Below are 24,178 nucleotides of genomic sequence, written 5' to 3' on the forward strand. Positions count from 1 at the left end.
GCTATCCCTTCACGGAGCCCTGCAGCAGGGCCTTGATGAACTGTCGCTGGAAGATCAGGAACACGATGAGGGTAGGCGTGAGGATGAGCAGTGAGCCAGCGCAGAGCAGCACCAGATCGGTTCCCCACTGTCCCTGGAAGGCACCGAGGGCGCCGGCCATCGTCCGCTTCGTCGCGTCGTCGACGAGCACGATGGCGAGCAGGAACTGGTTCCAGGTCCACAGGAACAGCAGGATGGTCAGCGAGGCGATGGCCGGCCGGGCCAGCGGCACGTGGACCCGCCAGAACAGCTGCCAGGTGTTGCTGCCGTCCACCCGCGCCGCCTCGGACAGTTCCCGGGGCACGTTTATGAAGTGGGCGCGCATCCAGAAGACCGCGAACGGCATGTAGAGACCGATCAACGGCAGGACGATCGCCCAGCGGGTGTTGAGCAGGCCGAGGTCACGCATCTGGTAGTACAGCGGGGTCACCACCGCCTCGAAGGGCAGGGTGAGGCCGAGCAGCAGCAGCCCGAAGGCGAGGTGGCCACCGGGCACCCGCAGGTGGCCGAGGCCGAACCCGGCCATTGTCGCGATGAGCACGCCGACCGGCACCACCCCGGCCACGATCAGCGCGCTCGACTTCAGCAGCGCGCCCATGTTGGCGGCGGTGAAGGCGTCGGCGAAGTTCCCCCACTGCGGATCGGTGGGCCAGGCCAGGCCGGTGGGCACGGTGCCGCGTGGTTGCAGGGCCGCCGACAGCATGCTCAGGAACGGCAGCAGGGTGACCACGACCAGTGCGATCAGGAAGATGCGTCCGGTCAGCCGCTCGCTGCGGGTGGTCAGGTTCATCACTTCTCTCCCCGGGTGAGCCGCTGGATCGGCAGTACGCACACCAGCACCAGCGCCATCAGCACCACCGCGAGGGCCGAGGCGAGGCCGACCTGACGCTGGGAGAAGGCGAGCCGGTAGATCTCCAGACCGGGCACTGTGGTCTGAATGCCCGGACCACCGCTCGTGGAGATGTAGACGATGTCGAAGCTGGCCAGCGCCGCGATGATGGTCACGGTCAGGCAGATGCCGATCTCCTGCCGCAGGCTGGGCAGGGTCACCGCGAAGAACTCCCGCACCGGGCCGGCGCCGTCGATGCGGGCGGCCTCGTAGAGCGACGGGTCGATCTTGCTCATGCCGGTGATCAGCAGGATCGTGCAGAGACCGAGCATGACCCAGGTGCCGATGACGCCCACCGCCGGCAGCGCGGTGTCGAACTCGCCGAGCCAGGCGCGGGTGATGCCGTCCAGCCCGACGGCCCGCAGCCCCTGGTTGACCAGGCCGTTTGTGGAGAACACCCAGCTCCAGGCGATGCCGGCCGCGACGAGCGGGATCACCTGGGGCAGGAACAGCACGGTCCGGACCATGGTGCCGGCCGGGCCGGTGGTGATCCGCCGGACCAGGCTGGCCACCAGCAGGCCGAGCAGTACCGGGATGAAGCTGAAGAAGATGATCAGAATGAACGCGTTCGAGATGATCTTCAGCAGGTCACGGTCGGTGAAGACCGTGAGGTAGTTGTCCAGCCCCGCCCAGCGGGCCGCGCCGATGCCGTTCCAGTGGTACAGCGAGTACTGCACGGTCAGCACGAGCGGACGCAGCACGAAGATGCCGTACATGATCAGGGCGGGCAGGACCCAGATCCACCCGGTCCACCGGACCGTGCGGCCCCACCGCTTCCGGTGGGGCCGCGCGGGTGACCGGGTGTCCCCCCGGCCGGGTCGGGACGCGGTGTCCGACCCGGCCGGGGCGCTGCCGAGGGCAGACGTCATCGGGACAGTTCCTTCTCGTATTCGGCCTGGACCGCCTTCACGTACCCCTCCGGGGTCTGCTGACCGGCGATCAGTTTCTGCATCTCGGGGGTGATGGCCGCGGCGAAGATGCCGCCGGTGGCGTTCGCGGTGAAGTCGACAGCGCCGTTGTCCGCGCCGAGCTGCTGGGAAGCCTTGAGCGTCTCGGCCAGCACGGTGCCCTCCGACACCGGCGGCAGGGCCAGGTCGGCCGGACCGCCCGGGTGCGAACCACCGATGGTGACCGAGATTTCCCGGGCCTTGTCGTTGGTGTGCACCCAGTTGAGGAAGAAGGCAGCGGCGTCCGGGTTCTTCGCCTTGGCACCCACGCCGAACGTGTTCGGCGCGGACATCGCGACCCGCTTGGCGTCGGCGGCCTCACCCGGGAAGAGGAAGAATCCGACCTCGCCGGCCATGTTCTTGTCCAGGTTCCCCGACTCCCAGTCGCCGTTGAACATGAACAGGCCGTTGCCCTTCTGGAACTCGCCCATCATCGCCGTGTAGTCGATGGCGTTCGCGTCCTTGGGGAAGTAGCCGGCCTCGGCCCACTTCTGGATGGTCTGGGTGGCCTTGAGCGCCGCCGGGGTGTCGAAGGTCGCGCCCGGCTTCTGGAAGATCCAGTCGGCGATGGCCGTCGGGTCGCCGTACTGGTTCTGCAGGGCCTGGTGCGGGAAGTTGATGCCTGCGGTGTTCTTGTTGAACTGCATGATCGGCTGGAGGTTGGCCGCCTTCGCCTTGGCCAGCAGCTCCTCGAACTCGGCGATGGTGGCCGGCGGCTGGGTCATGCCGACCTGCTCGGCCTGCTTCTTGTTGTAGAAGACGCCGGTCACGCTGTAGCCCAGCCCCATGCCGTACAGCGAGCCACTGCCCCGCACCGCACCGCCGTCGGACAGGCGCAGCTGGATCAGCGACGAGGCGGGGAACTTGTCCCAGCCGTACGCGTCGAAGTACGGGTCGAGGTTCTTCAACAGCCCGTCCTTGACCAGGTCGACCATGGTGGGCAGCCGGATGATGTCGGGCGCGTTGTCCGAGGCGAGCACCCGGGGCGCGTTCTCCGTGATCACGGTGAACTGGTCCTCGCGCACGTTGAACTTGACGTTCGGGTGCTGCTTGGTGAACTCGTCCGCGAGCGCCTTGGCCAGCGGGAAGCCGGTTTCGGCGTACATTTCCAGGGTGATCGGGTCACTACCCAGCTCGGTACTCACCGGGGAGTCGGAGTCCCCCGAGGGGGTCTGCTCCGAACCCGGTGCGCTACAGGCCGTGACGGCCAGGCTGACGCCCAGTAGTGGCACCAGCAGTGCCAACCGGCGTCGGGTGAATCTCGTCGAGAACTCCGGCACCTCATGCTCCTTGACTCATCCGCGCGCCGAGCCGGTTGACGGTCGTCCGTGGCGACCGCCACGAGCCCGGCCCGCCGGCCACCACGTGTCGCACGTCGCGTGCCGAACCCGGCTCGCGGCCCGCGGTACCCAATATGACGTCGGAAGACGCGAAGGCGTCCACCGCAGAGGCGAAACCACGTCGCTAAACTGATTTAGCAGAGCATGCGCGCGTCATCGGGGACTGTCAAGGACGAGTTCGCAACGGTCTGGAAACAGATGGTTCACCAGTCCCGTACGCAGGCGGGGCAGACCGCCGGTGACCACGGACGCGACTCGACCCATCATGATGGGACAACGGCGGCGTCGGGACGGACCCGCCGTGATCGGAGGACTCAATGGGCCGCGAGAGAGCGACACTTGCCGACGTCGCGCGACGGGCCGGTCTGTCCAAGACCGCCGCGTCCATGGTGCTGAACGGGCGCGAGGGCACCCGACTCTCCGCCGAGGCGCACCAGCGGGTCTTCGCGGCCGCTGAGGAACTCGGCTACCGCCCCAACGTGGCAGCTCGTAGCCTGCGCACCCGCAAGACCGCCACCATCGCGTTCGTCTCCGACATCGTCGCCACCACCCGTTTCGCAGGTGGTCTGATCCGGGGCGCGCTGGACGCCGCCCGCGAGCGTGATCACGTCCTGCTGATCACCGAGACACAGGGCGACGCGACGTTCGAGCGGTACGCCATCGAGGCGATCCTCGACCGCCAGGTCGACGGCGTGATCTACGCGGCCATGGCGACCCGCCGGCTGGCGGTGCCCCCGGCCATCCTCGGCGGCTCGGTGGTGCTGCTCAACGCCACGAGTCCGGAGCCGTTGCCCTGCGTCCTGCCCGACGACGAGGGCGCCGGCGCGATGGTCGCCGAGACGCTGCTCGCGCAGGGCCACCGGGACCGGATCGCCCTGATCGGTCGCAACCGGCAGAAGGAGCGCGATCCGGAGATCTCGCTGGCCGCCGACGCCCGGCTGCGCGGCATCCGGGGCACCCTCGCCGCCGCCGGTGTCTCGCTGCTCACCGAGGGCTTCTGCCCGGAGTGGCTGCCGGAGCACGGCTACGCCGCCATGCGTACGCTGCTGGACCGCCCGACCCGCCCCAGCGCGGTGATCTGCATGAACGACCGGCTGGCCTTCGGCGCGTACCAGGCGCTCGGCGAGGCCGGCCTGACCATTCCCGACGACCTTTCGGTGATCTCCTTCGACGACGACCCGATCGCCGCGTGGCTGCGGCCGGGGCTGTCCACGGCGGCGCTGCCGCACGAGCAGATGGGCCGCCGCGCGGTGGAGGTACTGCTCGACGGCGGCGACGGCGGCGCGTCGTTCGTCCCGATGCCGCTGCGGCGGCGGCGGTCGGTGGCCGCGCCCGCCGACTGAGCCACCCGTCCCCCTTGGCCGGGCGGGTAGCACCCGCGGTAGTCGCTAAACCGATTCACTGGTACGTTTCCGGCCATGCTTCGACTGCCCGACCACTGGGTGTGGGACAGCTGGTACGCCCAGGACGACGACGGCCGGTGGCACGCGTTCTTCCTGCGCGCCTCCCGGGCCCTGCTCGACCCGCACCGCCGCCACCGGCGCGCCTCGATCGGCCACGCGGTCTCCACCGACCTGCGCTCCTGGCAGCTGCGCGCCGACGCCCTGGTGCCCGCCGACGCGCCCGCCTGGGACGATCTGGCCACCTGGACCGGCTGCACGGTGCGCGCGCCGGACGGCCGGTGGTACCTCTTCTACACAGGTGTCGGCCGGGCCGAGGACGGCCTGGTCCAGCGCATCGGCCTGGCCGTCTCCGACGACCTGGTCAGCTGGCACCGGCACGGCGACGCGCCGCTGCTGGAAGCCGACCCGGCCTGGTACGAGCTGCTCGACCGTGAGATGTGGTACGAGCAGGCCTGGCGCGACCCGTGGGTCTTCCCGGACCCCGACGGCGACGGTTGGCACATGCTGATCACCGCGCGCGCCAACCAGGGGCCGGCTGACGCCCGCGGCGTCGTCGGCCACGCGACCTCTCCCGACCTGGTGAACTGGACTGTTCAGCCGCCGCTCTCCGCGCCGGCCGGGTTCGGCCACCTGGAGGTGCCGCAGGTCGCCGTCGTCGACGGACAGCCCCTGCTGCTGTTCTGCACGAACGCCTTCGCCGCCGGGCAGGAGTCCGGGTCACGGCTCTGGGTCGCCACCGGGCCCACGGTGCGCGGCCCGTGGGACATCACCGCCGCCCGGCCGATCATCCAACCGCACCTGTACGCCCCGCGCCTGGTCCCCGACGGTGCCGGCTGGTCCCTGATCGGCTTCGTCGAGCACGACGACGGCGAGTTCGTCGGGGAACTCAGCGATCCGGTCCCGGTCCGCTACGACCCCACTCTCGGCCTCGTCGCCCGGCACCCGGCACCCGTCGGTAGGTGAGGTGCCGGCGACGCCCGCCAACCCGGGCGGTCCCGGCCGGCGGGCGTCCGGCTGACGGGTCATCGGTCAGTCGGTGCGGACGTCGGCCGCTGCCCGCCCCGCGCGTACGGCAGCAGGACCACGCCGACCAGGTAGGTGGCGAGCACGCCGATGGCGACCAGGGCCGGCAGCGCCCGGCCGACCGGCAGCAGGAGCAGCGGTACGACGGCGATGAGCAGATGACTCGTCCGGGTGCCCCGCCCGGACAGGTATCGCACCAGCAGGGTGCCCAGCAGGTAGAGGGCGGTGCCTCCGTAGAGCGCCACCGCCCCAGGCCACTCCAGGGGCTCCCCGCCTGACGTGTCGGCGGCGGAGATCAGCGCCAGCACGTCCTCGAAGCCGAGCGCCGTGTAGAGCACCCCGGCGATCAGCGGCAGATGCCCGAGCGAGTAGGCATCAGCGGCGACCCGGTCCCGCCGCTCACCGCTGGCCCGCAACAGCGCCTGCTCGGCGAGCGGGCTGACCCGGTCGAAGTGGACCGACCACAGGCACGCGATAAGGATGAATCCGATCACCGCACCGGCGAGCACCGGAACCTTGGTGACCAAGGTGCCGACACCCACACCGGCGGCGAGGAACGACTCCCCCAGCGCGATGATCAGAACGAGTCCGTGGCGTTCGGCGAAGTATTCGGGGCTGCGCACCGGCCACCCGCCCAGACGACTCTGCACCACCCCACGCTGCCCGCCGATCTCGATCAGGAAGGCGAGCGCCCACAGCCAGGTCTGCGCCCAGCCGCCGAGCACGGCGCCGACCAGGAGCGGCAGCCAGGCCAGCACGCTCGCCAGGGCGAAACGTCGGATCCGCAGTCGCAGCACCGGCTCGCCCGCCCAGTAGTAGAGCGCCAGGTGGACCGCGCGCAGCAGCACGTACGCCAGGGCCAGCAGCAGCGGCCCGTCCAGACCTGGGGCGTCGTCCCAAGCGTTCGGCATGACCAGGGCGGCGACGAAGAACCCGGCCATCGCGGCCAGCACCAGGAGACGTACCGGCGGCCTGTCGACGCGGGTCTGGTTACCCAGCCAGAGATACCCCGACCAGGCGAACCAGAGCAGCATCAGCAACAGCAGCCCGCGGCCCATCGCCACCGGATCCGGTGGCTTCCCCATGAACGCGACGATGCGGGTGAGGGTGAAGACGAAGACCAGGTCGAAGAAGATCTCGAACGGCGTGACCGCGCGGACCCCACGCCCCGGCACCGGCCGCCCCACCCGCCACCCACGGCGCACCTGCCGAAGACCCTTCCCGTCGGTCGAACCCACCGCGACCCGCGCCCCAGGAAGGATGCTAGGCACCACTCCCCTCGGCAGAGCGCGATTCCCGCACTCCCACCCACCCGCTGGCGGTGATCAAGAGGTTTGCGTCGGATCCGCGCTGGGAGGCGACGCAAACTTCTTGATCAACGGTGGGTGGCTGGGTGGGTGGGTGGGTGGGTGGGGCGCGGGGTGTCAGTGGGTGGGGGTGAGGGCGGTCCGGAGGGTGGGGGCGTGGGTGGAGAGCCGGGTGGTGGGCGTGTTGGGGGCGATGCGGAGTCGTACGTCGGTGCCGGTCTCGATGTCGAGGGCGAGGAACTCGTTGCGGGTGAGGGTCACCGTTACCGGCTGGCCGTCGGTGGTGGTGACCTCGACCCGGATCTCGAAGCCGATCCGGGTGATCCGGCTGACCCGGCCGGGCACGCCGTCGGCCGGGTCGACAGCGAGTTGCAGGTCATGCGGGCGGACGAACTGGTCGCCGAGTTGGGTGACGGGGCCGAGGAACCGCATGACGAACTCGTTCGCCGGGCGGTCGTAGAGGTCGTCAGGTGACCCGATCTGTTCCACCCTCCCGTCGTTGATCACCACGATCTCGTCGGCGACCTCAAGGGCCTCCTCCTGGTCGTGCGTGACGAAGACGGTGGTCACGTGCACCTCGTCGTGCAGCCGGCGCAGCCAGTCCCGCAGCTCCTTGCGGACCTTCGCGTCGAGGGCGCCGAACGGTTCGTCGAGCAGCAACACCGTCGGTTCCACGGCCAGGGCGCGGGCGAGCGCCATCCGCTGCCGCTGCCCACCGGAGAGCTGGGTGGGCAGCCGGTCGCCGAACTGTTCCAGATGGACCAGGGCGAGCAGTTCGTCGACCCGACGTCGGATCTCCTCCTTGGGACGTTTGCGGATCTCCAGCCCGAAGGCCACGTTGCGCCGTACCGACAGGTGCTTGAAGGCGGCGTAGTGCTGGAACACGAATCCGACGTTGCGCTGCTGCGGGGGCAGCGCGGTGGCGTCCACGCCGTCGATCTCGACCCGCCCGGTGTCGGCGCGTTCCAGGCCCGCGATGATCCGCAGCAGGGTGGACTTGCCGCCACCGGAGGGGCCGAGCAGCGCGGTGAGCCGACCGGCCGGGATGCTCACCGACACGTCGTCGAGTGCGACGAAGTCGGCGAACCGCTTGCCGACGTGGGAGATCTCGATGCTCAACGCTCTTCCTTCGGCCTGAGAACGGATACGACGATGATGCAGGCGACCGCGACGAGGGCGAGGAGAAAGGCGGTGGCGTACGCCCCGCCCTTGTCGAAGTTGAGGTACTTCTCCTCCACCACGAGGGTGGCCGTACGGGTGTCGCCGAGCACGTTGCCGGAGACCACCTTCACCGCGCCGAACTCGCCGAGCGAGCGGGCGAGGCTGAGCACGACGCCGTAGATCACGCCCCACTTGATGGACGGCAACGTGATCCGGCGGAAGGTCTGCCAGGCGTTGGCGCCGAGGCTGCGGGCGGCCTGCTCCTGCTCGTCGCCCACCTCCTGGAGCACCGGCACGACCTCCCGGATGACCAACGGCAGCGCGACGAACACGGTGGCCATCACCATGCCCGGCACCGCGAAGATGATCTGGAATCCCGCCGTTTCCAGGCTCGGACCGAACCAACCTTCCCGGCCGCCGTAAACCAGGATCAGCGCGAGCCCGACGACGATCGGCGAGACCGACAACGGCATGTCGAGCAGGGCGTTGAGCGTCCGCTTACCGGGGAAGTCGTAGCGGACCAGCAGAATCGAGATGCCGACACCGAACACGGTGTTGATGACGACGGCGACCACCGCGATGACCACGGTGAGTTGCAGCGCGTGGGTCACGTCGGGGTCCGTGAGGATGTCCTGGAAACTGGCGGCCCCCTCGGCAAAGGCATTGCGGCCGACCAGATACAGGGGCCAGGCCACCAGAAAGAACAGGTACGCCACCACCACGGCACGCAGGACGTACCGGCCGGGACGGCGACCGACCGGGGTACGGGCGGCGATCGAACTGTCAGCCACGGCGCATCACCCTCCGCTGAATGACGTCGAGGAGCACGATGACGGAGAGCGAGACGGCCAGCAGCACCACCGCCACCGCTGCCGCGCTGTCCGGGTTGTCGTTCTCGATGCTGCTGAGGATCCGCACCGAGGCGACCTCGGTACGCATCGGCAGGTTGCCGGAGAGCAGGACCAGGGAGCCGTACTCACCGACGGCGCGGGCGAAGGAGAGCGCGGCACCGGCCGCGATGGCCGGGGTGAGGCTGGGCAGGATGATCCGCCGGAAGGTGACGAGCCGGCTCGCGCCCAGCGACGCCGCCGCTTCCTCGGCCTCCCGGTCGAGCTCGGCCAGCACCGGCTGCACGGTCCGCACGATGAACGGCAGGGTGACGAAAAGGAAGGCGAGGACCACCGCGAGGCGGGTGTTCGCGACGTTGACCCCGAGCGGGCTGTCCGGCCCGTACAGCGACAGCAGCACCAGGCCGGCGACGATCGTCGGCAACGCGAACGGCACGTCGATGAGGACTTCGAGCGCCCGCTTGCCGACGAAGTGGTCCCGCACCAGCACCCAGGCGATCAGGGTGCCCATGACGATGTTGACGAGCGTGACGAGCAGCGCGGTTCCCACGGTCAGCCGGAGCGTGGCGGCGGTCTGGTCGTTGGTGATCGTCCGCCAGAACCCGGCCCACCCGCCCTCGGATGCGGTCACCACCACGGCGGCGAGCGGGATCAGCACCAGCAGGCTGAACCACACCATGGCGACGCCCAGGCCCAGCCCGGAGACCCGGGTCAACGGCAGACCGGCCCGGGCTGGTCGACGGTCGCCCGCCGGCCGGTCCGCAACCACTGTCGTCGAGGTCACCTCGCCTTCCCGGACGCCGCGATGACGGTGGTGACGATGCCCTCGCTCTCGTCGAAGAACTTGTCCGACAAGGCCGACCAGCTCTCGAAGTCCTTGTCGACGGTGAGCAGCTGCTGCGGTGCGGGGAACGGATCGTTCGGGTCGATCGCCCCCTCGATGCCGCTGGTGTCGACGCCGTCGATGATCGGCCGGAAGCCGGTGAGCGCGAACTGCCGCTGGCCCTGCGGGCCGAGCACGAAGTCCAGCCACTCCTTCGCCTTGGGGTCGGCGTCTTTCAGGATCGCGCCCGGGTTCTGGATCAGGATGGTGGTGGCGGGGAGCACCCAGTCCAGTTCCTCACCGTTCTGCCGGGCCAGAATCGTCTCGTTCTCGTAGGCCAGCAGGACGTCGCCGGTGCCGCCGAGGAAGGTGGTCGTGGCGTCCCGACCGCTGTTGGGCAGCGACACCACGTTGGCGAAGAGCTTTGTGAGGTACTCCTCCGCCTCGGCGTCGGTGCCGCCGTTGGCGGCGATGTGGCCCCAGGCGGCCAGGGCGTTCCACCGGGCGGCACCCGACGAGGCGGGGTTCGGCGTGACGATGCCGATCCCCGGCTTGATCAGGTCGTCCCAGCCCTGGATGTTCTTCGGGTTGTCCTTGCGTACCGCGAGGACCACGACCGAGGAGGAGACGATGCCCTTGTTCGGCCCGTCGTCCCAGCTCTCCTCGACGAGGCCGGCCTCGACCAGCCGCGCCACGTCACTGCTGACGGAGAAGTGGACGTAGTCGGCCGCCAGCCCGGAGACGACGGCCCGGCTCTGGTCGCCGGAGGCACCGTACGACGTGCGGAAGCGGACCCCCTTGCCCGCCTCGGTCTTGTTCCATTCCGCGGCGATGGCCTTGTTCGCCGCCTCGGGTACCGCGAAACCGACGATGCTCAGCGTGGTGGAGTTGCCGGCGGCGTCCCCGCCACCGCAACCCGCCAGGGCCAGGCCGACGACCGCGGCCAGGGCGCTCACTGCTCTGATCCGGTGCCTCATCTGCGAACCCGTCCTCCTTCAGTGCGTCGCACCATATTGATCCGACTGGTTAAGTAGGTAATTTGCCGACACTGTGCCGTCACCGGGGCGGCAACACAGGTGCGACTCACGCGTCGGGCCTCAATGCCCGGACGGCGCCACGAGCGCAAACGTCGAGCCACACTCGACTTCCACACAGGACAATGGCCTGCGGTCGGCCTCATCGATCGCGCACCGAATATCCCACTAACTTGACAGGTTTTCAAGTCTTGGTGGCGGCACCTGACCGCCGGTTCGCCGTCACGCCGCGCCGCGCCGCGCCGCGACCACGATCGGCCACGCCCCGACTCCCCCGGCACTCCCGATCGGGCAGGTGACCACCGTCAAGGCTCAGCCGACGATGCGGCACCGCAGCCGGATCGGTAACCGAGCACGGCTCCTGGTCCGGCCCACTCGGCCGCACCGTGAGTTCGTGTTTCCGGTCCCCGGCCACCGAGCCGATGTGAAGATGAGCGCGTACGAGCCGGCCGGGAGCCGGTACCGGCCGAGCCGATCCGACAGGTGGGGAGCATGTCCAACGACACCGGGATCCGTCCTTCCAACTGAACACCCCGGAAGAGGCGATCGAGGACCTGCGTCGCCGGATCACGGCTACGCGTTGGCCCAGCAGAGAACTGGTCACCGACCGATCTCAGGGCGTGCAGCTGGCGACGGTCCAGGAACTCGCCCGTTTCTGGACCAGCGAGCACGACTGGCGGGCCTGCGAGGCGAGGCTGAACGCCCTGCCGCAGTACACCACCGAGATCGACGGCGTCGAGATTCACTTCATCCACGTGCGATCGCCACGCGAGGACGCGTTGCCCTTGATCATGACGCACGGCTGGCCGGGATCGGTCATCGAACTGCTCGGGGTGGTCGGTCCGCTCACCGACCCGACAGCTCACGGCGGACAGGCCGAGGACGCTTTCCACCTGGTGCTGCCCTCGCTGCCTGGTTACGGCTTCTCCGGCGAGCCGGCCGAGCTCGGTTGGGACTCCGCCCGGATGGCGCGCGCGTGGGCACAGCTGATGGACCGCCTCGGCTACTCACGCTATGTCGCCCAGGGCGGCGACGTGGGCGCCTCCGTCACGGACGCGATGGGCCGTCAGGCACCTGACGGACTGGCCGGCATCCACGTCAACCTGCTCGCCGCGGCGATCGGTCTCAAGGATCAACTGCCGGCGAAGTCCGAGCGGGAACGCGCGGCGCACGACGCGCTCACCACGTTCACCACCGACGGTTTCGGCTACTTCCTGGAACAGTCCACCCGACCGCAGACCATCGGCTACGCACTGCTCGATTCACCAGTCGGGCTGGCGGCCTGGATACTCGATCACGACACGGACAGCTACTACAAGGCCGCCCGCGCGTTCGTCGACGGCGAGCCGGTGGGCGGTCTCACCCGGGACACCATCGTCGACAACATCACGCTGTACTGGCTGACCGGAACCGGCACCTCGGCCGCCCGGTGGTACTGGGAGTTCGGACGCTTCCAGGCGGCAGCCGACGCGTCCGGCCAGCCTCCGCCACCGGTCGCGGTCCCGGTCGGCTTCACGGCGTTCCCCGACGAGATCTGGGCGGCGCCGCGCAGCTGGGTCGAGGCGGTCTATCCCGGCGTCGCGTACTTCAACGAGGTCGACAGGGGTGGCCACTTCGCGGCCTGGGAGGAGCCGGATCTCTTCTGTGCCGAGCTACGGGCCGCGTTCCGGCCGCTGCGGACCTCCTGACCCGCCGGCGGCCGGCGGGCACCGGGTCACGTCGAGCGCATCGCGCGCACGGCCTCCCCGGCGAACAGGCACGCCGCACGGTGGTCGGGGTCGACCTCGGCCAGCACCGGATCGGTCTCGGCGCACTCCGGGCGGGCCTGCGGGCAGCGGGTACGGAACCGGCAGCCACCCGGGGGATCCACCGGGCTGGGAATGTCACCGCTGAGGATGATCCGGCGGCGGTCCCGCTCAACCTGCGGGTCGGCGACCGGCACCGCGGACAGCAGCGCGGCAGTGTACGGGTGAGCCGGATCCCGCCAGATCTGCGCCGGCGTGCCGGTCTCCACGATCCGCCCCAGGTACATCACCGCCATCCGGTCGCTCATGTGCTCCACGGCGGCAAGATCGTGAGCGATGAAAAGGTAGGTCAGACCCAGGTCCCGTTGCAGGCGGCGCAGCAGGTTCATGATCTGCGCCTGCACGCTCAGGTCGAGCGAGGCGATCGGTTCGTCAAGCACGATCAGGTCCGGCTCACCGGCCAGGGCACGGGCGATACCGACCCGCTGCCGTTGGCCGCCGGAAAGCTCGTGGGGATGCCGGTCGGCCAGTTCGCCGCGCAGGCCGACCATGTCGAGCAGTTCGTCGACCCGGCGGCGACGGGCGGCACCCCCGTCGGTGAGCCGATGCACGATGAGCGGCTCGGCGATGCTCGCCCCGATGGTGAGCCGGGGATCCAGCGACGCCTGCGGGTCCTGGAACACCATGGCCACCTGCCGGCGCAACGCCCGCAGCCGTCGCCGGGACCACCTGGTCACGTCCTGGCCGGCCACCCGGACCGTGCCGGAGGTGGGATCCACAAGCCGGAGCAGGGCCAGCCCGGCGGTGGACTTGCCGCTGCCGGACTCGCCGACAAGCCCCAGCGTCTCCCCCCGCCGTACCCGCAACGACACCCCGTCGACGGCCCGCACGACACCCGCCGGCGTCGGGAACCACACCGCCAGATCGTCGAGTTCGGCCACCACCTCGCCCGATGCCCGCTGCTTCGGCACCCCACCGTGCGCGCCGTCGGCCGGCACGACCGCGCTGAGCTGATGATCGGCTCGTTGACGCTCGCTCATCGGCGCTCCCCGTCGCTCGGCTTCGGGTAGAAGGTGCGGACCTGGTGCCCGGCCGAGACCGGCACCAGCGGCGGCAGTTCGTGCTCGCAGCGGGCGTCACCCCGCACCGGACAGCGGGGCCAGAACGCGCAGCCCGCCGGCAGGTCCAACGGGCTGGGCGGCGCACCGGCGATGGTGACCAGATCTCCGCCGCCGGCTGCCGGGTCCGGACGGGCGGCCAGCAGAGCCCCGGTGTACGGGTGCGACGGGGCACCGAAGACGGAGTCGACAGGCCCCTGTTCGAGGATCCGGCCGCCGTACATGACCGCCACGGTGTCGGCGATGCCGGCCACCACACCGAGGTCGTGGGTGATCCAGACGACAGCCGTGCCGAGGCGCTGTTGCAGGTCGGCGACCAGCTCGACGATCTGGGCCTGGGTGGTGACGTCCAGGGCGGTTGTCGGTTCGTCAGCGATCAGCAGGTCCGGTTCGCAGGCCAGCGCCATGGCGATCACCACCCGCTGGCGCATGCCGCCGGAGAACTGGTGCGGGTACGCGTCCACCCGTTGCCCCGCCGACGGGATGCCGACCAGGTCCAGCAGCTCGACGGCGCGGGACCGGGCGGCCCGCCGGGTCAGCCCGAGGTGTTCCTCGGCGGCCTCGGTGACCTGCCGGCCGACGGTGAGCACCGGGTTGAGCGAGGTCATCGGATCCTGGAAGACGAACCCGATGTGCCGTCCGCGCAGCCGCCGGCGGCGTTCCTCGGTCAGCCCGGTCAGCTCCGTGTCGTGCAGGTGCACCCGCCCGGTCACCCGCGCGGTGCGGGGCGCCAGCCCGGTGGCGGCGAGCACGCTCATGCTCTTGCCGCTGCCGGACTCGCCGACGAGCGCCAGCGTCTCCCCCGGCCGCACCGCCCAGTCGACCCCGGCGACGGCGTGCGCGGGCCCACGCCGGGTGCCGATGGTGACGGTGAGGTCCTCGACGGCAAGTACCGGCTTCATGCGGTGCTCCTCCGGGCTTCGCTGACGGTGAGCTGGCGAGGATCGAGCACATCCCGCAGCGCGTCACCGACCAGGTTGAACGCCAGGACGGTGACGAAGATCGCCGCGCCGGGGAAGAACCCCAGCCACCACGCCTCGGTGACGAACCCGCGCCCGTCGAACAGCATCCGCCCCCAGGCGGGATCGGGTGGCTGGACGCCCAGGCCGAGGAAGGACAACGCCGCCTCGGAGAGGATCGCGAAGGCCAGCGACAGCGACGTCTGCACGATCAACGGTGCCGCGATGTTCGGCAGCACGTGCCGGCGCATGATCCGCAGGTCGGACGCGCCCACCGAGACCGCGGCCCGGACGAACACCTGTTCGCGCACGGAGAGCACGCCGGCCCGGGTCACCCGGGCGAAGATCGGTGTGTAGACCACCCCGATCGCCACCATCGCGGTGGTCAGTCCCGGACCGAGCACCGCCACGATCGCCACCGCGAGCAGCAGCACCGGGAACGCGAACAGCACGTCCATGCAGCGCATCAGCACGTTGTCGAGCCAGCCACGGTAGTAGCCGGCGAACAACCCGAGGGTCACCCCCACCACCAGCGCGATGCCGACGCTGACCAGGCCGACCTGCAACGACACCCGGGCGGCGACCATGACCCGGCTGAGCACGTCGCGGCCCAGCTCGTCGGTGCCGAACGGGTGTGCCCAGCTCGGCGGCTGAAGCATCAGGTCGACGTCGACCTCGTTGATCCCCGACGGCGCCAGCCAGGAACCGCCCACGCCCACCACGACCAGCACCGCCAGCACCAGTGTGCCGGTCAGCGCCAGCGGGTCGCGCCGCAGTGCGGACAGCGCCCGACGCACCTGTCCCTCGCGATTGACCTGCTGCGCGCTCATTTGACCGTGATCCTCGGGTCGAGCCGGGCGTAGAGAATGTCGACAAGCAGGTTGACCAGCAGGAACAGCGCCGCCACCAGCAGCACCGCGCCCTGCAGGACCGGATAGTCGCGGGCCGCGACGGCGTCGTAGGTGAGCCGCCCGATGCCGGGCCAGGCGAACAGCACCTCGATCACGATCACCCCGCCGAGCAGGCTGGCCAACTGCACCGCCACCACCGTCACCACCGGGATCAGGGCGTTGCGCAGCACGTGCCGCAACACCACCACCCGGGTACGCAGACCCTTCGCCTCGGCGGTGCGCACGTAGTCCTCGGAGAGCACCTCAAGCATCGACGAGCGGATGAACCGGGTGAGGATCGAGGCGGTGACCAGGCCGACAGTGGCGGCGGGCAGCGCCACGTGGGACGCCCACCGGCCCGGGTCCTCGGTGAGCGCGACGTACCCCGACGGCGGCAGCCAACCGAGCATCCCGGAGAAGAGCAGGATGCCCATGATCCCCATCCAGAAGTCCGGCACCGAGACACCGAACTGGCTGAACACCCGGGCCGCGTGGTCGACGAGCGAGCCACTGCGGATGGCCGAGACGATCCCCAGCGGAAAGGCGATGAGCATCGCGAACACCACAGCGGTGACCGCCAGCGACAGCGTCGCCGGCAGCCGCTCCAGCACGATCGCGGTGACCGGCCGTCCACTGCGGAAGCTGACCCCGAGATCGCCGGTCAGTGCCCGTCCCAGGTAGTCGAAATACTGCGCCACAAGTGGCTGGTCCAGCCCGGCCCGGGCCCGCAGCGCCTCGTACGTCTGCGGGTCGAAGCGGGTGCCGAGGGCGACCCGGACAGGGTCACCCGGCACCAGTTGCAGCAGCAGGAACACCACGACCGTCACGCCGAGCAGCACGACTGCCGACTGCAACAGCCGACGGATGACGAAGCGGGCCACCAGAGGTCCCCCGCCCGGTCACCGGGCGAGAGCCACGTCGCGGAACCGGATCGCCCGGTCCGTGCGTACCTCGTAACCGCTCACCTGCTTCGACCAGCCCTGGGCAACGTCGGGGTTGTACAGGTAGATGTAGCTGGCGTCGTCCACGATCTGCTTGGCAACCTGGTCGTACTGCTGCTTGCGGGCGGCCTGGTCGGTCTCGGTCCGGGCCTGGTCGAGCAGCCGGTCCACGTTCGGGTTGGCGTACTCGTGGAAGTTGAACGTGCCGTCGCTGTGGTGCTGGGCGTAGTAGAACTCGTCCGGGTCGATGTTGCCCAGCCAGCCGAGCATGAACGCGTCGAACTTGCCCGCGCCCTGCTCGTCGAGCCACTGCGCGAAGTCCAGCGTACGGATCTTGACGGTGATCCCGACGGCTTCCAACTGGGAGGCGATGACCTGGGCGGCGGTGACCGTCTCCGGGTACTCGCTGGTGACCATGAGGTCCATGCTCAGGCCACTCACCCCGGCCTGGTCGAGCAGCTGCCGGGCCTGGTTCACGTCGTGGGTGTACGGCGCGTACTCGTAGTAGAAGGCGCTGTTCTGCGGGATGGCCGCCTGGTTGACGGTGGCCAGCCCGAACTTGGCGGCCTTGGTGATCGCCTCGCGGTCCAGCGCGAAGGCGATCGCCCGGCGTACGTTGACGTCGTCGTACGGCTTGCGCGCCTGGTTCAGCGCGAGGTACCAGTAGTCGGTCGACGGCACCGACCGCACGGTCGGGTCGTCCCCGTCGAGCAGCGCCGGCACCTGCTGCGGTGGCAGGTTGTCGGTCCAGTGCACCTCACCGCCGCGCAGGTTCTGCAGGGCGACGGTGGGGTCGCTGACGAAGGTGAACCGGACGCCGTCCAGCTTGGGCTTCTCGCCCCAGTAGTTGTCGTTGCGGACCAGCCGGATGCTGTCGCCGGAGCTGTAGTTCTCCACGGCGAACGGACCGCTGCCGACCGGCTTGGTGGTGATCTCGCCGGATTCCACGTTGGCCTTCTGGACGATCGCCACTCCCTTGAAGCCACCGAGGTTGGCCAGCAGGTTCGGCGTCGGCGCGTTGAGCGTCACCACGACTGTCTTCGGATCGGATGCCTCGATCGACTTCACCGTGCCGAACTTGTACGCGTTGTTCAGCTTCTCGTCGATGATCCGGTTGTAGGAGTAGACGACGTCCTCGGCGGTCAGTGGCGAACCGTCGGAGAACTTCACCCCCTCACGGAGGGTGAACGTCCAGGTCAGCTGGTCATCGCTGGTGGTCCACCCGGTGGCCAGGGAAGGCTTCATCTCCAGGTTGGCGTCCGGCTCGACGAGCGTGTCGAAGACGTTTTCCAGCACCTGGAAGCTGTAGTAGGCAGAGGTCTTGTGCGGATCGAGCTGGTCGGGCTCGCCACCGATCGCGGCGTTGAGCACGCCTCCGGCACCCGCCGCGTCGTTGCCGTCGACGTCGACGCCCTCGCCCCCGCTACATCCCGCCACGGCGGCGAGCATCAGGGCGATCGTCGCGCCGGCCAACCTGAATCTGGTCCTGGACATGGTCCTCCCCCTGGATTCTTCTGCGGCAGTCGATCTAGCCCCACGCTAACCGCAAACCCGCCGGGCGGCAGGGCACGGACCGGCGGGCGGGCACGTTCGCCGTCAAGCTGTGACCCGGCCGGTCAGAGGCAGCACCAGCAGTAAAGGTGGTGACCGGCAGCCTGGGCGCGGCGGGCCAGCGCGCTGATCTCCTCGATCACCGGCAGCAGCTCATCCGGCGGCAGCGGCTCGCCCCAGGCCAACTCCTCGATCCGCCCCCACCGCGCCGACAGCTCGGGCGACTGGGCGGCGGTGATCGACGCCAGAGTGTCCCTGGTGGCGTCGTCGAGGGCGATCAACCACGGCCCCTCGTCGCCACCGCTCCAGATCAGCCGCTGCTCGATCAGGTCGGTGGACCAGGCCACCCCGCGCACGAAGCCGACAAGCTTGCCGAGGGTGACCGCCGGCTCGATGCCCTTGAGGTCGATCGCGTCCACCTCGGGTCGACCACCTGAGACAGCGACCGGACCACCGTCGAGATCCGCCATCAGCCCGATCGCGGCGGCGTCGTCCACCACCCGGAAGTAGTCATAGAGAACACCCATGGCCGTACCCCATCAGGTGGGTACGACAGCACCGCGCTACGGACAGTTGTTGCTGGTCAGCCGGAGCGTGTACTCCGCATCGTCATGGGTGATGCCCGACGGGGCGCCGTCGAAGTGGGCCTCCACCTTCTGCCAGCCGCGCCGCTGCTCGTAGTGCAGGTGTGGCGCACCGGAGTTGCCGGTGCTGCCGATCCGACCGATCTGCTGACCCTGGACGACCCGCTCGCCGGCTTCCACGAGCGGCGGCTCCAGCAGGTGCAGGTACTGCGTCTCCCACCGGCCGCCGTGGTCGATCTTCACCCAGTAGCCACCACCACGCCCCCGGGGGCCGTCCGGGTTGTCCGGGGTACGACCACCAAGCGACCCGTTGATCCCGGCCACGGTGACGGTGCCCTCGTACGAGGCGAGCACCGGTTGTCCCCAAGGGTCGCCGGAGAGCGGGAAGAAGTCCACGTCGTAGTCGCCGTGCCCCGGGTAGGTGCCGACCTGCCAGGTCTCCCCGCAGGTGACCGGCATCTGAAACAGCGGGCGGGGCCCCGGCGGGCGCAGCACGATCACGGCCGCCACGGCCAGGGCGATCACGATGCCGAGGGTGAACAGGAGACCGAACCGCGCCCGGCGGGCGCGGCGGTGGGAACGGGGGTGGCCGGTCGTCACGGCCCAGAGCATGTCAGAGACCGGCAACCCCCGTCGGTCGCGGTCAGGCCGGCACCGCCGGCACGGCGGGGCCGCTCGGCGCCGAAACCGGCACCGGGATCACCACCACCGGGCAGGTGGCCTTGCGTACGCACTCCTCGCTGACCGAGCCGAGCACCGTGTGCCGCAGTCGGCCGTGCCCGTGACTGCCCAGTACCAGCAGGTCGGCGCCACGGGCGGCGGCGGTGAGCACGTCGGCCGGCCGGCCCTCGACGACCTCGGCCGAAACCGGTGTCGCCGACGTGCCCCGGGTCACCTCGCCGATCTCCCGCGCCAGCAGGGCGGTGGCCCGCTCCTCCTCCTCGATCGGGTTCGGCGCGACCATCGCGCCGCCGTCCAGGCCGTCCCAACGCCAAGCGGTCACCGCCTGCACGGTGCCGTTACGCTCTGCCGCCTCGCCGACCGCCCACCGCAGGGCACGCCGCCCACCATCCGAACCATCGACGCCGACAACAATCAGATAGGTCATCGTCCTCACTCCTCTCCGTCCTGCTTCCAGTGCAGCCTGCGGACAGGCGGCGGACCAGCGGCCGAGGTCCCGTCCGCACGGGCCGGACGGCCTTGTGAGACGTCACGATCACCTGATAGACATCACATGTCTTGCCGGCTCGTACGTGACGCGGTATCTGGGGGCGACGGTGAAGCTGCTGCGGGTCGGCCCGCCGGGTCGGGAAACGCCGGCCCTGCTCGACGAGTCCGGCCAACTCCGTGACCTCAGCGGCGTGACCGACGACCTGGACCCCGCCTTCCTGGCCACCGACGGCCTGGCCCGCCTGGCCGGCATCTCCCGGCACGACCTGTCGCCGATGGACCCCACCGGCCTGCGGATCGGTCCCCCACTGCGGCCCGGGAAGATCGTCTGCATCGGGCTGAACTACCACGACCACGCCGCCGAGATCGGCGCGGCGCTGCCCGCCGAGCCGGTGGTCTTCCTGAAGGCTGCCGACACGGTGGTCGGCCCCGATGACCCGGTGCTGGTGCCCCGCGGCAGCACCAGGACGGACTGGGAGGTCGAACTGGCCGTCGTCATCGGCCGCAAGGCCCGCTACCTGCCGTCGGCCGAGGCGGCGATGGACTGCGTCGCCGGGTACGCCATCTCCCACGACGTCTCCGAGCGGGAGTTCCAGCTCGACCGGGGCGGTCAGTGGGACAAGGGCAAGTCCTGCGAGACGTTCAACCCGCTCGGCCCGTGGCTGGTGACCGCCGACGAGGTCGCCGACCCACAGGATCTGCGGTTGCGACTCTGGGTCAACGGCGTGCTGCGGCAGGACGGCAGCACCAAGGACATGGTCTTCCCGGTGGCCGAGATCGTCCGCTATCTGAGCCAGTTCATGGTGCTGTACCCCGGAGACGTCATCAACACCGGCACCCCGGCCGGTGTCGCCCTCGGCCAGCCGGAACCCAAGCCGTACCTGGTCGCCGGGGACGTGGTCGAATTGGAGATCGACGGGCTGGGCCGGCAACGTCAGCCGCTGGCACCGGCATGACCGGCGCGGACACTCGGGAGTTCGCCGGGTTGTCGGCGGTGGTCACCGGTGGTGCCTCCGGCATCGGCCTGGCCACGGCCACGCTGCTCGCCGAGCGTGGTGCCCGGGTGGCCTGCCTGGACCTGAACGCGCAGCAGGTGCCCGAGCCGTTGCTCGGCCTGGCCGCCGACGTGACCGACGACGCGTCGGTCCGGGCCGCGATCACCGCCGCCCACCAGGCGTTCGGCGGCCTCGACATCCTGGTCAACAACGCCGCCATCGGCGCGGTCGGCACCATCGAGGCCGACAGCGATGCCGACTGGCACCGGATACTCGACGTCAACGTGGTGGGCGTCGTCCGGGTGACCCGGGCCGCACTGCCGCACCTGCGCGACTCCGCGCACGCCGCGATCGTCAACATCGGGTCCATCGCGGCCTGGCTCGGGCTGCCCCAGCGGGCCCTCTACAGCGCCAGCAAGGGTGCGGTCCAGGCGCTCACCCTGGCGATGGCCGCCGACTACGTGACCACCGGCATCCGGGTCAACTGCGTCAACCCGGGCACGGCGGACACGCCGTGGGTACGCCGGCTGCTCGACGCCGCCGACGACCCGGCGGCGGCACTTGCCGCGTTGCGGGCCCGCCAGCCCACCGGCCGCCTCACCACCCCGCAGGAGGTGGCCGCCGCCGTCGCGTACCTGGCCAGTCCGCTGTCCGGGTCGACCACCGGCAGCGTGCTCGCCGTGGACGGCGGGATGCACGGCCTGCGGCTGCCCACGCCACCAAGCGGGGCCTGAGCGGCGCGGTCCTCCCCAACCCACGACGGCCACCGCGAGCAGGGCCTGACCGGCGCGGTCCTGCCCAACCCACGACGGCAACCGCGAGCGGAGCCTTGGTGACAGCTCAGCGGGCGAGACCGACAGCCGGGCCCGCCTTGCGGACCGACCGACGGGCCACCCCACCGCCCGGGTCACCGGGATGGCCGGGCCCCACCACGTCACCGCGTACGTCGGCGAGGATGGTGGCGAGCAGATCGTGGCTGGACCGCAGCGACTCGATCTTCTCGGTCAGCAGGTCCAACTCTGTCTGGAGGGTGTCGGCCAGGCGGGCACGGTCAGCCGGCTCGTCGGGGATCGCGGCCCGGCCGTCCAGCAGGAACCGCAGCGCCTGCCCGACCACTCCGGAGGGCAGCGCGGCGGACAGCATGCACCGGATCCGGGCCACCCGGTCGACATCGGACTCCTGGTAGATCCGGTAGCCCGAGCCGGTACGAACCGGCGTCAGCAGTCCCTGCTCCTCGTAGTACCGCAGCATCCGCACCGACGCGCCGGTCCGCGCGCTCAACTCACCGATCCGCATCACTTGACTCTAACGTCGATGTCAGGCTTTAGCGTCCGTCTGTGATCATCTATGTGCTCTTCGTCTGCTCGTTCGCCGTGGCCACGGCCGAGTTCGTGCTTGTCGGCCTGCTCCCCCAGGTCGCTACCGACCTGGACGTCTCCGTTGCCGCTGCCGGACAGCTGGTCACCGCGTACATGATCGTGGTGACCGTGGGCGGCCCGGTCGCCACCGTGCTGACCCGTCGGCTGCCACGCCGGGAACTGCTCGCCGGCACCATGGCGTTGGCCGCGGTGTCCGCGGTGGCCAGCGCCATGGCCACCTCGTACGCGATGCTGTTGTCGGCCCGGCTGGGCTCGGCGCTGGCGCAGGCGTTGTTCATGGCGGTGGCCTCCCAGGTGGCCATGGCCTCGGTGCCGCCGGAGCGGCAGACCGTCGCGGTGGCCCGACTGTTCGGCGGATTCGCCCTGGCCACCGTGCTCGGCCTGCCGCTGGGCAGCCTGATCGGTGAGGCGTACGGCTGGCCTGTCACCTTCGTGGCCGTGGCCGGCCTGGGCGCGTTGGGGCTGCTCGGCGTGCTCGTCTTCTGCCCCCGGATCCCCAACCCACCGCCGGCCGGCGTCCGGGACAGTGTGAGCGCGCTGCTGCGCCCCGGCATCTACGCCGGGCTCGGCGTCACCCTGCTGGCGCTCACCGGTTTCGTGGCCGCCTTCACCTACGTCGCCCCGATGCTGCGCACCGTCACCGGGCTCTCCCCCGGCTGGGTCAGCGTCGGCCTGGTCCTCTACGGCCTCGGCACCATCGCCGGCAACGTGCTCGCCGGCCGGGTACGCCCCGACGCGATCACCCGACGGCTGCCCCTCGCCGTCGGCGCACTGACGGTGATCCTGCTGGCGCAGCCGCTGCTGCTGCCGGTCGCCCCGCTGGCGCTGGCCGGGCTCACCCTGCTGGGCGCGGCGGCGTTCCTGGTCGTGCCGCTGGTCCAGACCTGGCTGATGGGTCAGGTCGACACCGCCAGCACCGGCCTGGTCGCCGCCGTCAACATCTCGGTCGCCGGTGCCGCCGGAGCCCTCGGCGCCGCGCTCGGCGGCACAGTGCTCGCGATCGGCCTCGGCCCGGCCTGGATCGGCCCGGTCGCCGCCGTCTCCGTCCTGGCCGGCACCATAGTCGCCACCCGCCTCACCCGGGTCTCGTCGCCTCGCGGGCCCTCGTCCGAGGCGCTGCTCCAATCGTGAGGCGAGCGGCTGCCGGGGCGTTCGGGGCCGGCGGAACCGCTCCCGCAGTGACACGCGAGGCCGGCTCTTTCCGAAGCCATGCCTGGTGTCGGCCCTGTCGAGCTGAGAGCGCGAACGAATCGCGCCGACCGACCGTAGAACCGTCAAGGACAGCACCCCGCCACACCTCCAGCGGCACGGGTAGATTTGGGTCGGGTCGATTCTCGGCCGCATGACAGCGGGACAACTGGCGAGGGGCATGAATGAGCCTCGACCTGAGGAGCCGCCGGGGCTTACCGATGGCGGTCGCCGCCGTCGCGATCGGGGCGGTTCTCGCCCTCGCCACGGTCGTGACTGCGACCATACGTGATCACGGTCCAACTCCCCAGCAGGAGGTGGCCAGCGAGGGCCTGCGGATCTCGGTGCCGGCGGGGTGGCCGCGCAATGCCACCAAATGCGGTACGCCGATGCGCGACACCTACATCGTGGATGTCGATGTGATCGCGGGCTGCGCCGTGTTGACGAGACCTCGCGTCGACTACGCCGAGATAAAGCACGCGAATCTCGACCTCGACCCGGTGGCCCAGCTCGCGACCGAGGCGGGCGAAGCATTCGGCCACCCTGTCCTCCGCGGCGGCGACGTGCTGCCGGATGGCCGGACGCGGCAGGTGGTGGTGGTCCCCGACCAGCAGATAGTCCTCGTCGCCGTGTCCAGCAACCCGGCGCTCGCCGAAGCGATCACCCATTCACTCCGAGTCGACTGAGTCCACCAGGACACTCCGCTCACACCCAGCAACGACCCGTCGCCGGTGGCTTCCTGCTCCACGCCACTGAGACGACACGCAGTTAACGATCAGCGACACCCGACCATCGACCGGTGCGTCATAAATCAGCAGAGCGCGCTCGGCTAGATCCGCGAGTA

The 24,178-nt window shown here is 70.2% G+C and carries 24 protein-coding genes; 7 read left to right on the forward strand and 17 right to left on the reverse strand.

The genetic code is table 11. The annotated features are described in order from the left end of the window. Position 1 precedes the first annotated feature (1 nt). The 3 genes from CLT74_RS08245 to CLT74_RS08255 are packed head-to-tail and all read right to left on the reverse strand — an operon-like array spanning position 2 to position 3,155. Complete coding sequence (locus CLT74_RS08245; protein WP_092376402.1) at positions 2-829, reverse strand: carbohydrate ABC transporter permease; 828 nt, start codon at positions 827-829, stop codon at positions 2-4. Continuing rightward, complete coding sequence (locus CLT74_RS08250) at positions 829-1,797, reverse strand: carbohydrate ABC transporter permease (RefSeq protein WP_099846010.1); 969 nt, start codon at positions 1,795-1,797, stop codon at positions 829-831. The genes CLT74_RS08245 and CLT74_RS08250 overlap by 1 nt, the downstream gene beginning before the upstream one ends. After that, entirely contained in the window at positions 1,794-3,155 is a 1,362-nt protein-coding gene (locus tag CLT74_RS08255) for an extracellular solute-binding protein (protein WP_099846011.1), read from the reverse strand. The genes CLT74_RS08250 and CLT74_RS08255 overlap by 4 nt, the downstream gene beginning before the upstream one ends. Positions 3,156-3,532: 377 nt before the next feature. On the opposite strand from CLT74_RS08255, the gene CLT74_RS08260 reads away from it, so the two are divergent. Beyond that, positions 3,533-4,558: a LacI family DNA-binding transcriptional regulator gene (locus tag CLT74_RS08260; protein WP_099846012.1), complete on the forward strand. Its 1,026-nt coding sequence runs from the start codon at positions 3,533-3,535 to the stop codon at positions 4,556-4,558. Positions 4,559-4,633: 75 nt separating this feature from the next. Further along, entirely contained in the window at positions 4,634-5,581 is a 948-nt protein-coding gene (locus CLT74_RS08265) for a glycoside hydrolase family 68 protein (RefSeq protein ID WP_099846013.1), read from the forward strand. 59 nt (positions 5,582-5,640) lie between these two features. On the opposite strand, the gene CLT74_RS08270 is transcribed toward CLT74_RS08265, so the two are convergent. The 5 genes from CLT74_RS08270 to CLT74_RS08290 all read right to left on the reverse strand — a co-directional run bounded on the left by CLT74_RS08270 (position 5,641) and on the right by CLT74_RS08290 (position 10,736). Then, positions 5,641-6,816 carry a low temperature requirement protein A gene (locus CLT74_RS08270; protein ID WP_158240227.1) on the reverse strand — a complete coding sequence of 392 codons (1,176 nt, stop codon included), beginning with the start codon at positions 6,814-6,816 and terminating at the stop codon, positions 5,641-5,643. Between the two features lie 249 nt (positions 6,817-7,065). Then, entirely contained in the window at positions 7,066-8,067 is a 1,002-nt protein-coding gene (locus CLT74_RS08275) for a TOBE-like domain-containing protein (RefSeq protein ID WP_099846015.1), read from the reverse strand. Continuing rightward, positions 8,064-8,900, reverse strand: a complete 837-nt coding sequence (locus CLT74_RS08280) for a sulfate ABC transporter permease subunit (protein ID WP_099846016.1) — start codon at positions 8,898-8,900, stop codon at positions 8,064-8,066. Before CLT74_RS08280 ends, CLT74_RS08275 begins: the two co-directional genes overlap by 4 nt. Continuing rightward, positions 8,893-9,741, reverse strand: a complete 849-nt coding sequence (cysT, locus tag CLT74_RS08285) for a sulfate ABC transporter permease subunit CysT (RefSeq protein WP_099846017.1) — start codon at positions 9,739-9,741, stop codon at positions 8,893-8,895. Before cysT ends, CLT74_RS08280 begins: the two co-directional genes overlap by 8 nt. Continuing rightward, on the reverse strand, positions 9,738-10,736 hold the full coding sequence (locus CLT74_RS08290; protein ID WP_486582149.1) for a sulfate ABC transporter substrate-binding protein: 999 nt from the start codon (positions 10,734-10,736) through the stop codon (positions 9,738-9,740). Before CLT74_RS08290 ends, cysT begins: the two co-directional genes overlap by 4 nt. A 602-nt stretch (positions 10,737-11,338) precedes the next feature. On the opposite strand from CLT74_RS08290, the gene CLT74_RS08295 reads away from it, so the two are divergent. After that, the gene (locus CLT74_RS08295) at positions 11,339-12,502 is read left to right on the forward strand and encodes an epoxide hydrolase family protein (RefSeq protein ID WP_099846019.1); all 1,164 of its coding nucleotides are present in this window, start codon (positions 11,339-11,341) and stop codon (positions 12,500-12,502) included. A gap of 26 nt (positions 12,503-12,528) precedes the next feature. Here the strand turns inward: CLT74_RS08295 and CLT74_RS08300 are convergent, their stop codons facing one another. From CLT74_RS08300 to CLT74_RS08335, 8 genes are all read right to left on the reverse strand, one after another. Beyond that, positions 12,529-13,599, reverse strand: coding sequence for an oligopeptide/dipeptide ABC transporter ATP-binding protein (locus tag CLT74_RS08300; protein WP_099846020.1), 1,071 nt, complete (start codon positions 13,597-13,599; stop codon positions 12,529-12,531). Further along, positions 13,596-14,579 carry an ABC transporter ATP-binding protein gene (locus CLT74_RS08305; protein ID WP_099846021.1) on the reverse strand — a complete coding sequence of 328 codons (984 nt, stop codon included), beginning with the start codon at positions 14,577-14,579 and terminating at the stop codon, positions 13,596-13,598. The genes CLT74_RS08300 and CLT74_RS08305 overlap by 4 nt, the downstream gene beginning before the upstream one ends. Beyond that, positions 14,576-15,466 (reverse strand): ABC transporter permease, encoded by an 891-nt coding sequence (locus CLT74_RS08310; RefSeq protein WP_099846022.1) that lies wholly within the window; start codon positions 15,464-15,466, stop codon positions 14,576-14,578. Before CLT74_RS08310 ends, CLT74_RS08305 begins: the two co-directional genes overlap by 4 nt. Then, complete coding sequence (locus tag CLT74_RS08315) at positions 15,463-16,407, reverse strand: ABC transporter permease (RefSeq protein ID WP_099846023.1); 945 nt, start codon at positions 16,405-16,407, stop codon at positions 15,463-15,465. The genes CLT74_RS08310 and CLT74_RS08315 overlap by 4 nt, the downstream gene beginning before the upstream one ends. 18 nt (positions 16,408-16,425) lie before the next feature. Beyond that, a complete protein-coding gene (locus CLT74_RS08320) occupies positions 16,426-17,961 on the reverse strand; it encodes an ABC transporter substrate-binding protein (RefSeq protein WP_099846024.1) in 1,536 nt (511 codons plus the stop codon). Between the two features lie 122 nt (positions 17,962-18,083). Next, positions 18,084-18,545 (reverse strand): hypothetical protein, encoded by a 462-nt coding sequence (locus CLT74_RS08325; RefSeq protein WP_099846025.1) that lies wholly within the window; start codon positions 18,543-18,545, stop codon positions 18,084-18,086. Between the two features lie 36 nt (positions 18,546-18,581). Next, a complete protein-coding gene (locus CLT74_RS08330) occupies positions 18,582-19,202 on the reverse strand; it encodes a M23 family metallopeptidase (protein ID WP_486582150.1) in 621 nt (206 codons plus the stop codon). A gap of 43 nt (positions 19,203-19,245) precedes the next feature. Next, positions 19,246-19,710 (reverse strand): universal stress protein, encoded by a 465-nt coding sequence (locus CLT74_RS08335; RefSeq protein WP_099846027.1) that lies wholly within the window; start codon positions 19,708-19,710, stop codon positions 19,246-19,248. A gap of 145 nt (positions 19,711-19,855) precedes the next feature. Here CLT74_RS08335 and CLT74_RS08340 point away from each other — a divergent pair, with 145 nt between their 5' ends. Both CLT74_RS08340 and CLT74_RS08345 read left to right on the forward strand, forming a co-directional pair. Then, positions 19,856-20,728: a fumarylacetoacetate hydrolase family protein gene (locus tag CLT74_RS08340; protein ID WP_486582151.1), complete on the forward strand. Its 873-nt coding sequence runs from the start codon at positions 19,856-19,858 to the stop codon at positions 20,726-20,728. Further along, a complete protein-coding gene (locus CLT74_RS08345) occupies positions 20,725-21,501 on the forward strand; it encodes an SDR family oxidoreductase (RefSeq protein WP_099846029.1) in 777 nt (258 codons plus the stop codon). The genes CLT74_RS08340 and CLT74_RS08345 overlap by 4 nt, the downstream gene beginning before the upstream one ends. Positions 21,502-21,607: 106 nt before the next feature. Here CLT74_RS08345 and CLT74_RS08350 read toward each other — a convergent pair whose 3' ends face one another. After that, the gene (locus CLT74_RS08350; RefSeq protein WP_099846030.1) at positions 21,608-22,063 is read right to left on the reverse strand and encodes a MerR family transcriptional regulator; all 456 of its coding nucleotides are present in this window, start codon (positions 22,061-22,063) and stop codon (positions 21,608-21,610) included. 41 nt (positions 22,064-22,104) lie between these two features. Between CLT74_RS08350 and CLT74_RS08355 the strand changes: the two genes are divergently transcribed. After that, the gene (locus CLT74_RS08355; protein WP_099846031.1) at positions 22,105-23,277 is read left to right on the forward strand and encodes an MFS transporter; all 1,173 of its coding nucleotides are present in this window, start codon (positions 22,105-22,107) and stop codon (positions 23,275-23,277) included. 242 nt (positions 23,278-23,519) lie between these two features. Then, positions 23,520-24,020, forward strand: a complete 501-nt coding sequence (locus CLT74_RS08360) for a hypothetical protein (protein WP_099846032.1) — start codon at positions 23,520-23,522, stop codon at positions 24,018-24,020. The last annotated feature ends 158 nt before the right edge of the window (positions 24,021-24,178 follow it).

The sequence above is a fragment of the Verrucosispora sp. CNZ293 genome, assembly GCF_002754655.1.

Excerpts from the sequence above, each read along its gene's own strand:
- CLT74_RS08245 (WP_092376402.1), bottom strand. The coding sequence starts at position 829 with ATGAACCTGACCACCCGCAGCGAGCGGCTGACCGGACGCATCTTCCTG.
- CLT74_RS08250 (WP_099846010.1), bottom strand. The coding sequence starts at position 1,797 with ATGACGTCTGCCCTCGGCAGCGCCCCGGCCGGGTCGGACACCGCGTCC.
- CLT74_RS08260 (WP_099846012.1), top strand. The coding sequence starts at position 3,533 with ATGGGCCGCGAGAGAGCGACACTTGCCGACGTCGCGCGACGGGCCGGT.
- CLT74_RS08265 (WP_099846013.1), top strand. The coding sequence starts at position 4,634 with ATGCTTCGACTGCCCGACCACTGGGTGTGGGACAGCTGGTACGCCCAG.
- CLT74_RS08300 (WP_099846020.1), bottom strand. The coding sequence starts at position 13,599 with ATGAGCGAGCGTCAACGAGCCGATCATCAGCTCAGCGCGGTCGTGCCG.
- CLT74_RS08305 (WP_099846021.1), bottom strand. The coding sequence starts at position 14,579 with ATGAAGCCGGTACTTGCCGTCGAGGACCTCACCGTCACCATCGGCACC.
- CLT74_RS08310 (WP_099846022.1), bottom strand. The coding sequence starts at position 15,466 with ATGAGCGCGCAGCAGGTCAATCGCGAGGGACAGGTGCGTCGGGCGCTG.
- CLT74_RS08320 (WP_099846024.1), bottom strand. The coding sequence starts at position 17,961 with ATGTCCAGGACCAGATTCAGGTTGGCCGGCGCGACGATCGCCCTGATG.
- CLT74_RS08325 (WP_099846025.1), bottom strand. The coding sequence starts at position 18,545 with ATGGGTGTTCTCTATGACTACTTCCGGGTGGTGGACGACGCCGCCGCG.
- CLT74_RS08335 (WP_099846027.1), bottom strand. The coding sequence starts at position 19,710 with ATGACCTATCTGATTGTTGTCGGCGTCGATGGTTCGGATGGTGGGCGG.
- CLT74_RS08345 (WP_099846029.1), top strand. The coding sequence starts at position 20,725 with ATGACCGGCGCGGACACTCGGGAGTTCGCCGGGTTGTCGGCGGTGGTC.
- CLT74_RS08350 (WP_099846030.1), bottom strand. The coding sequence starts at position 22,063 with ATGCGGATCGGTGAGTTGAGCGCGCGGACCGGCGCGTCGGTGCGGATG.
- CLT74_RS08360 (WP_099846032.1), top strand. The coding sequence starts at position 23,520 with ATGAGCCTCGACCTGAGGAGCCGCCGGGGCTTACCGATGGCGGTCGCC.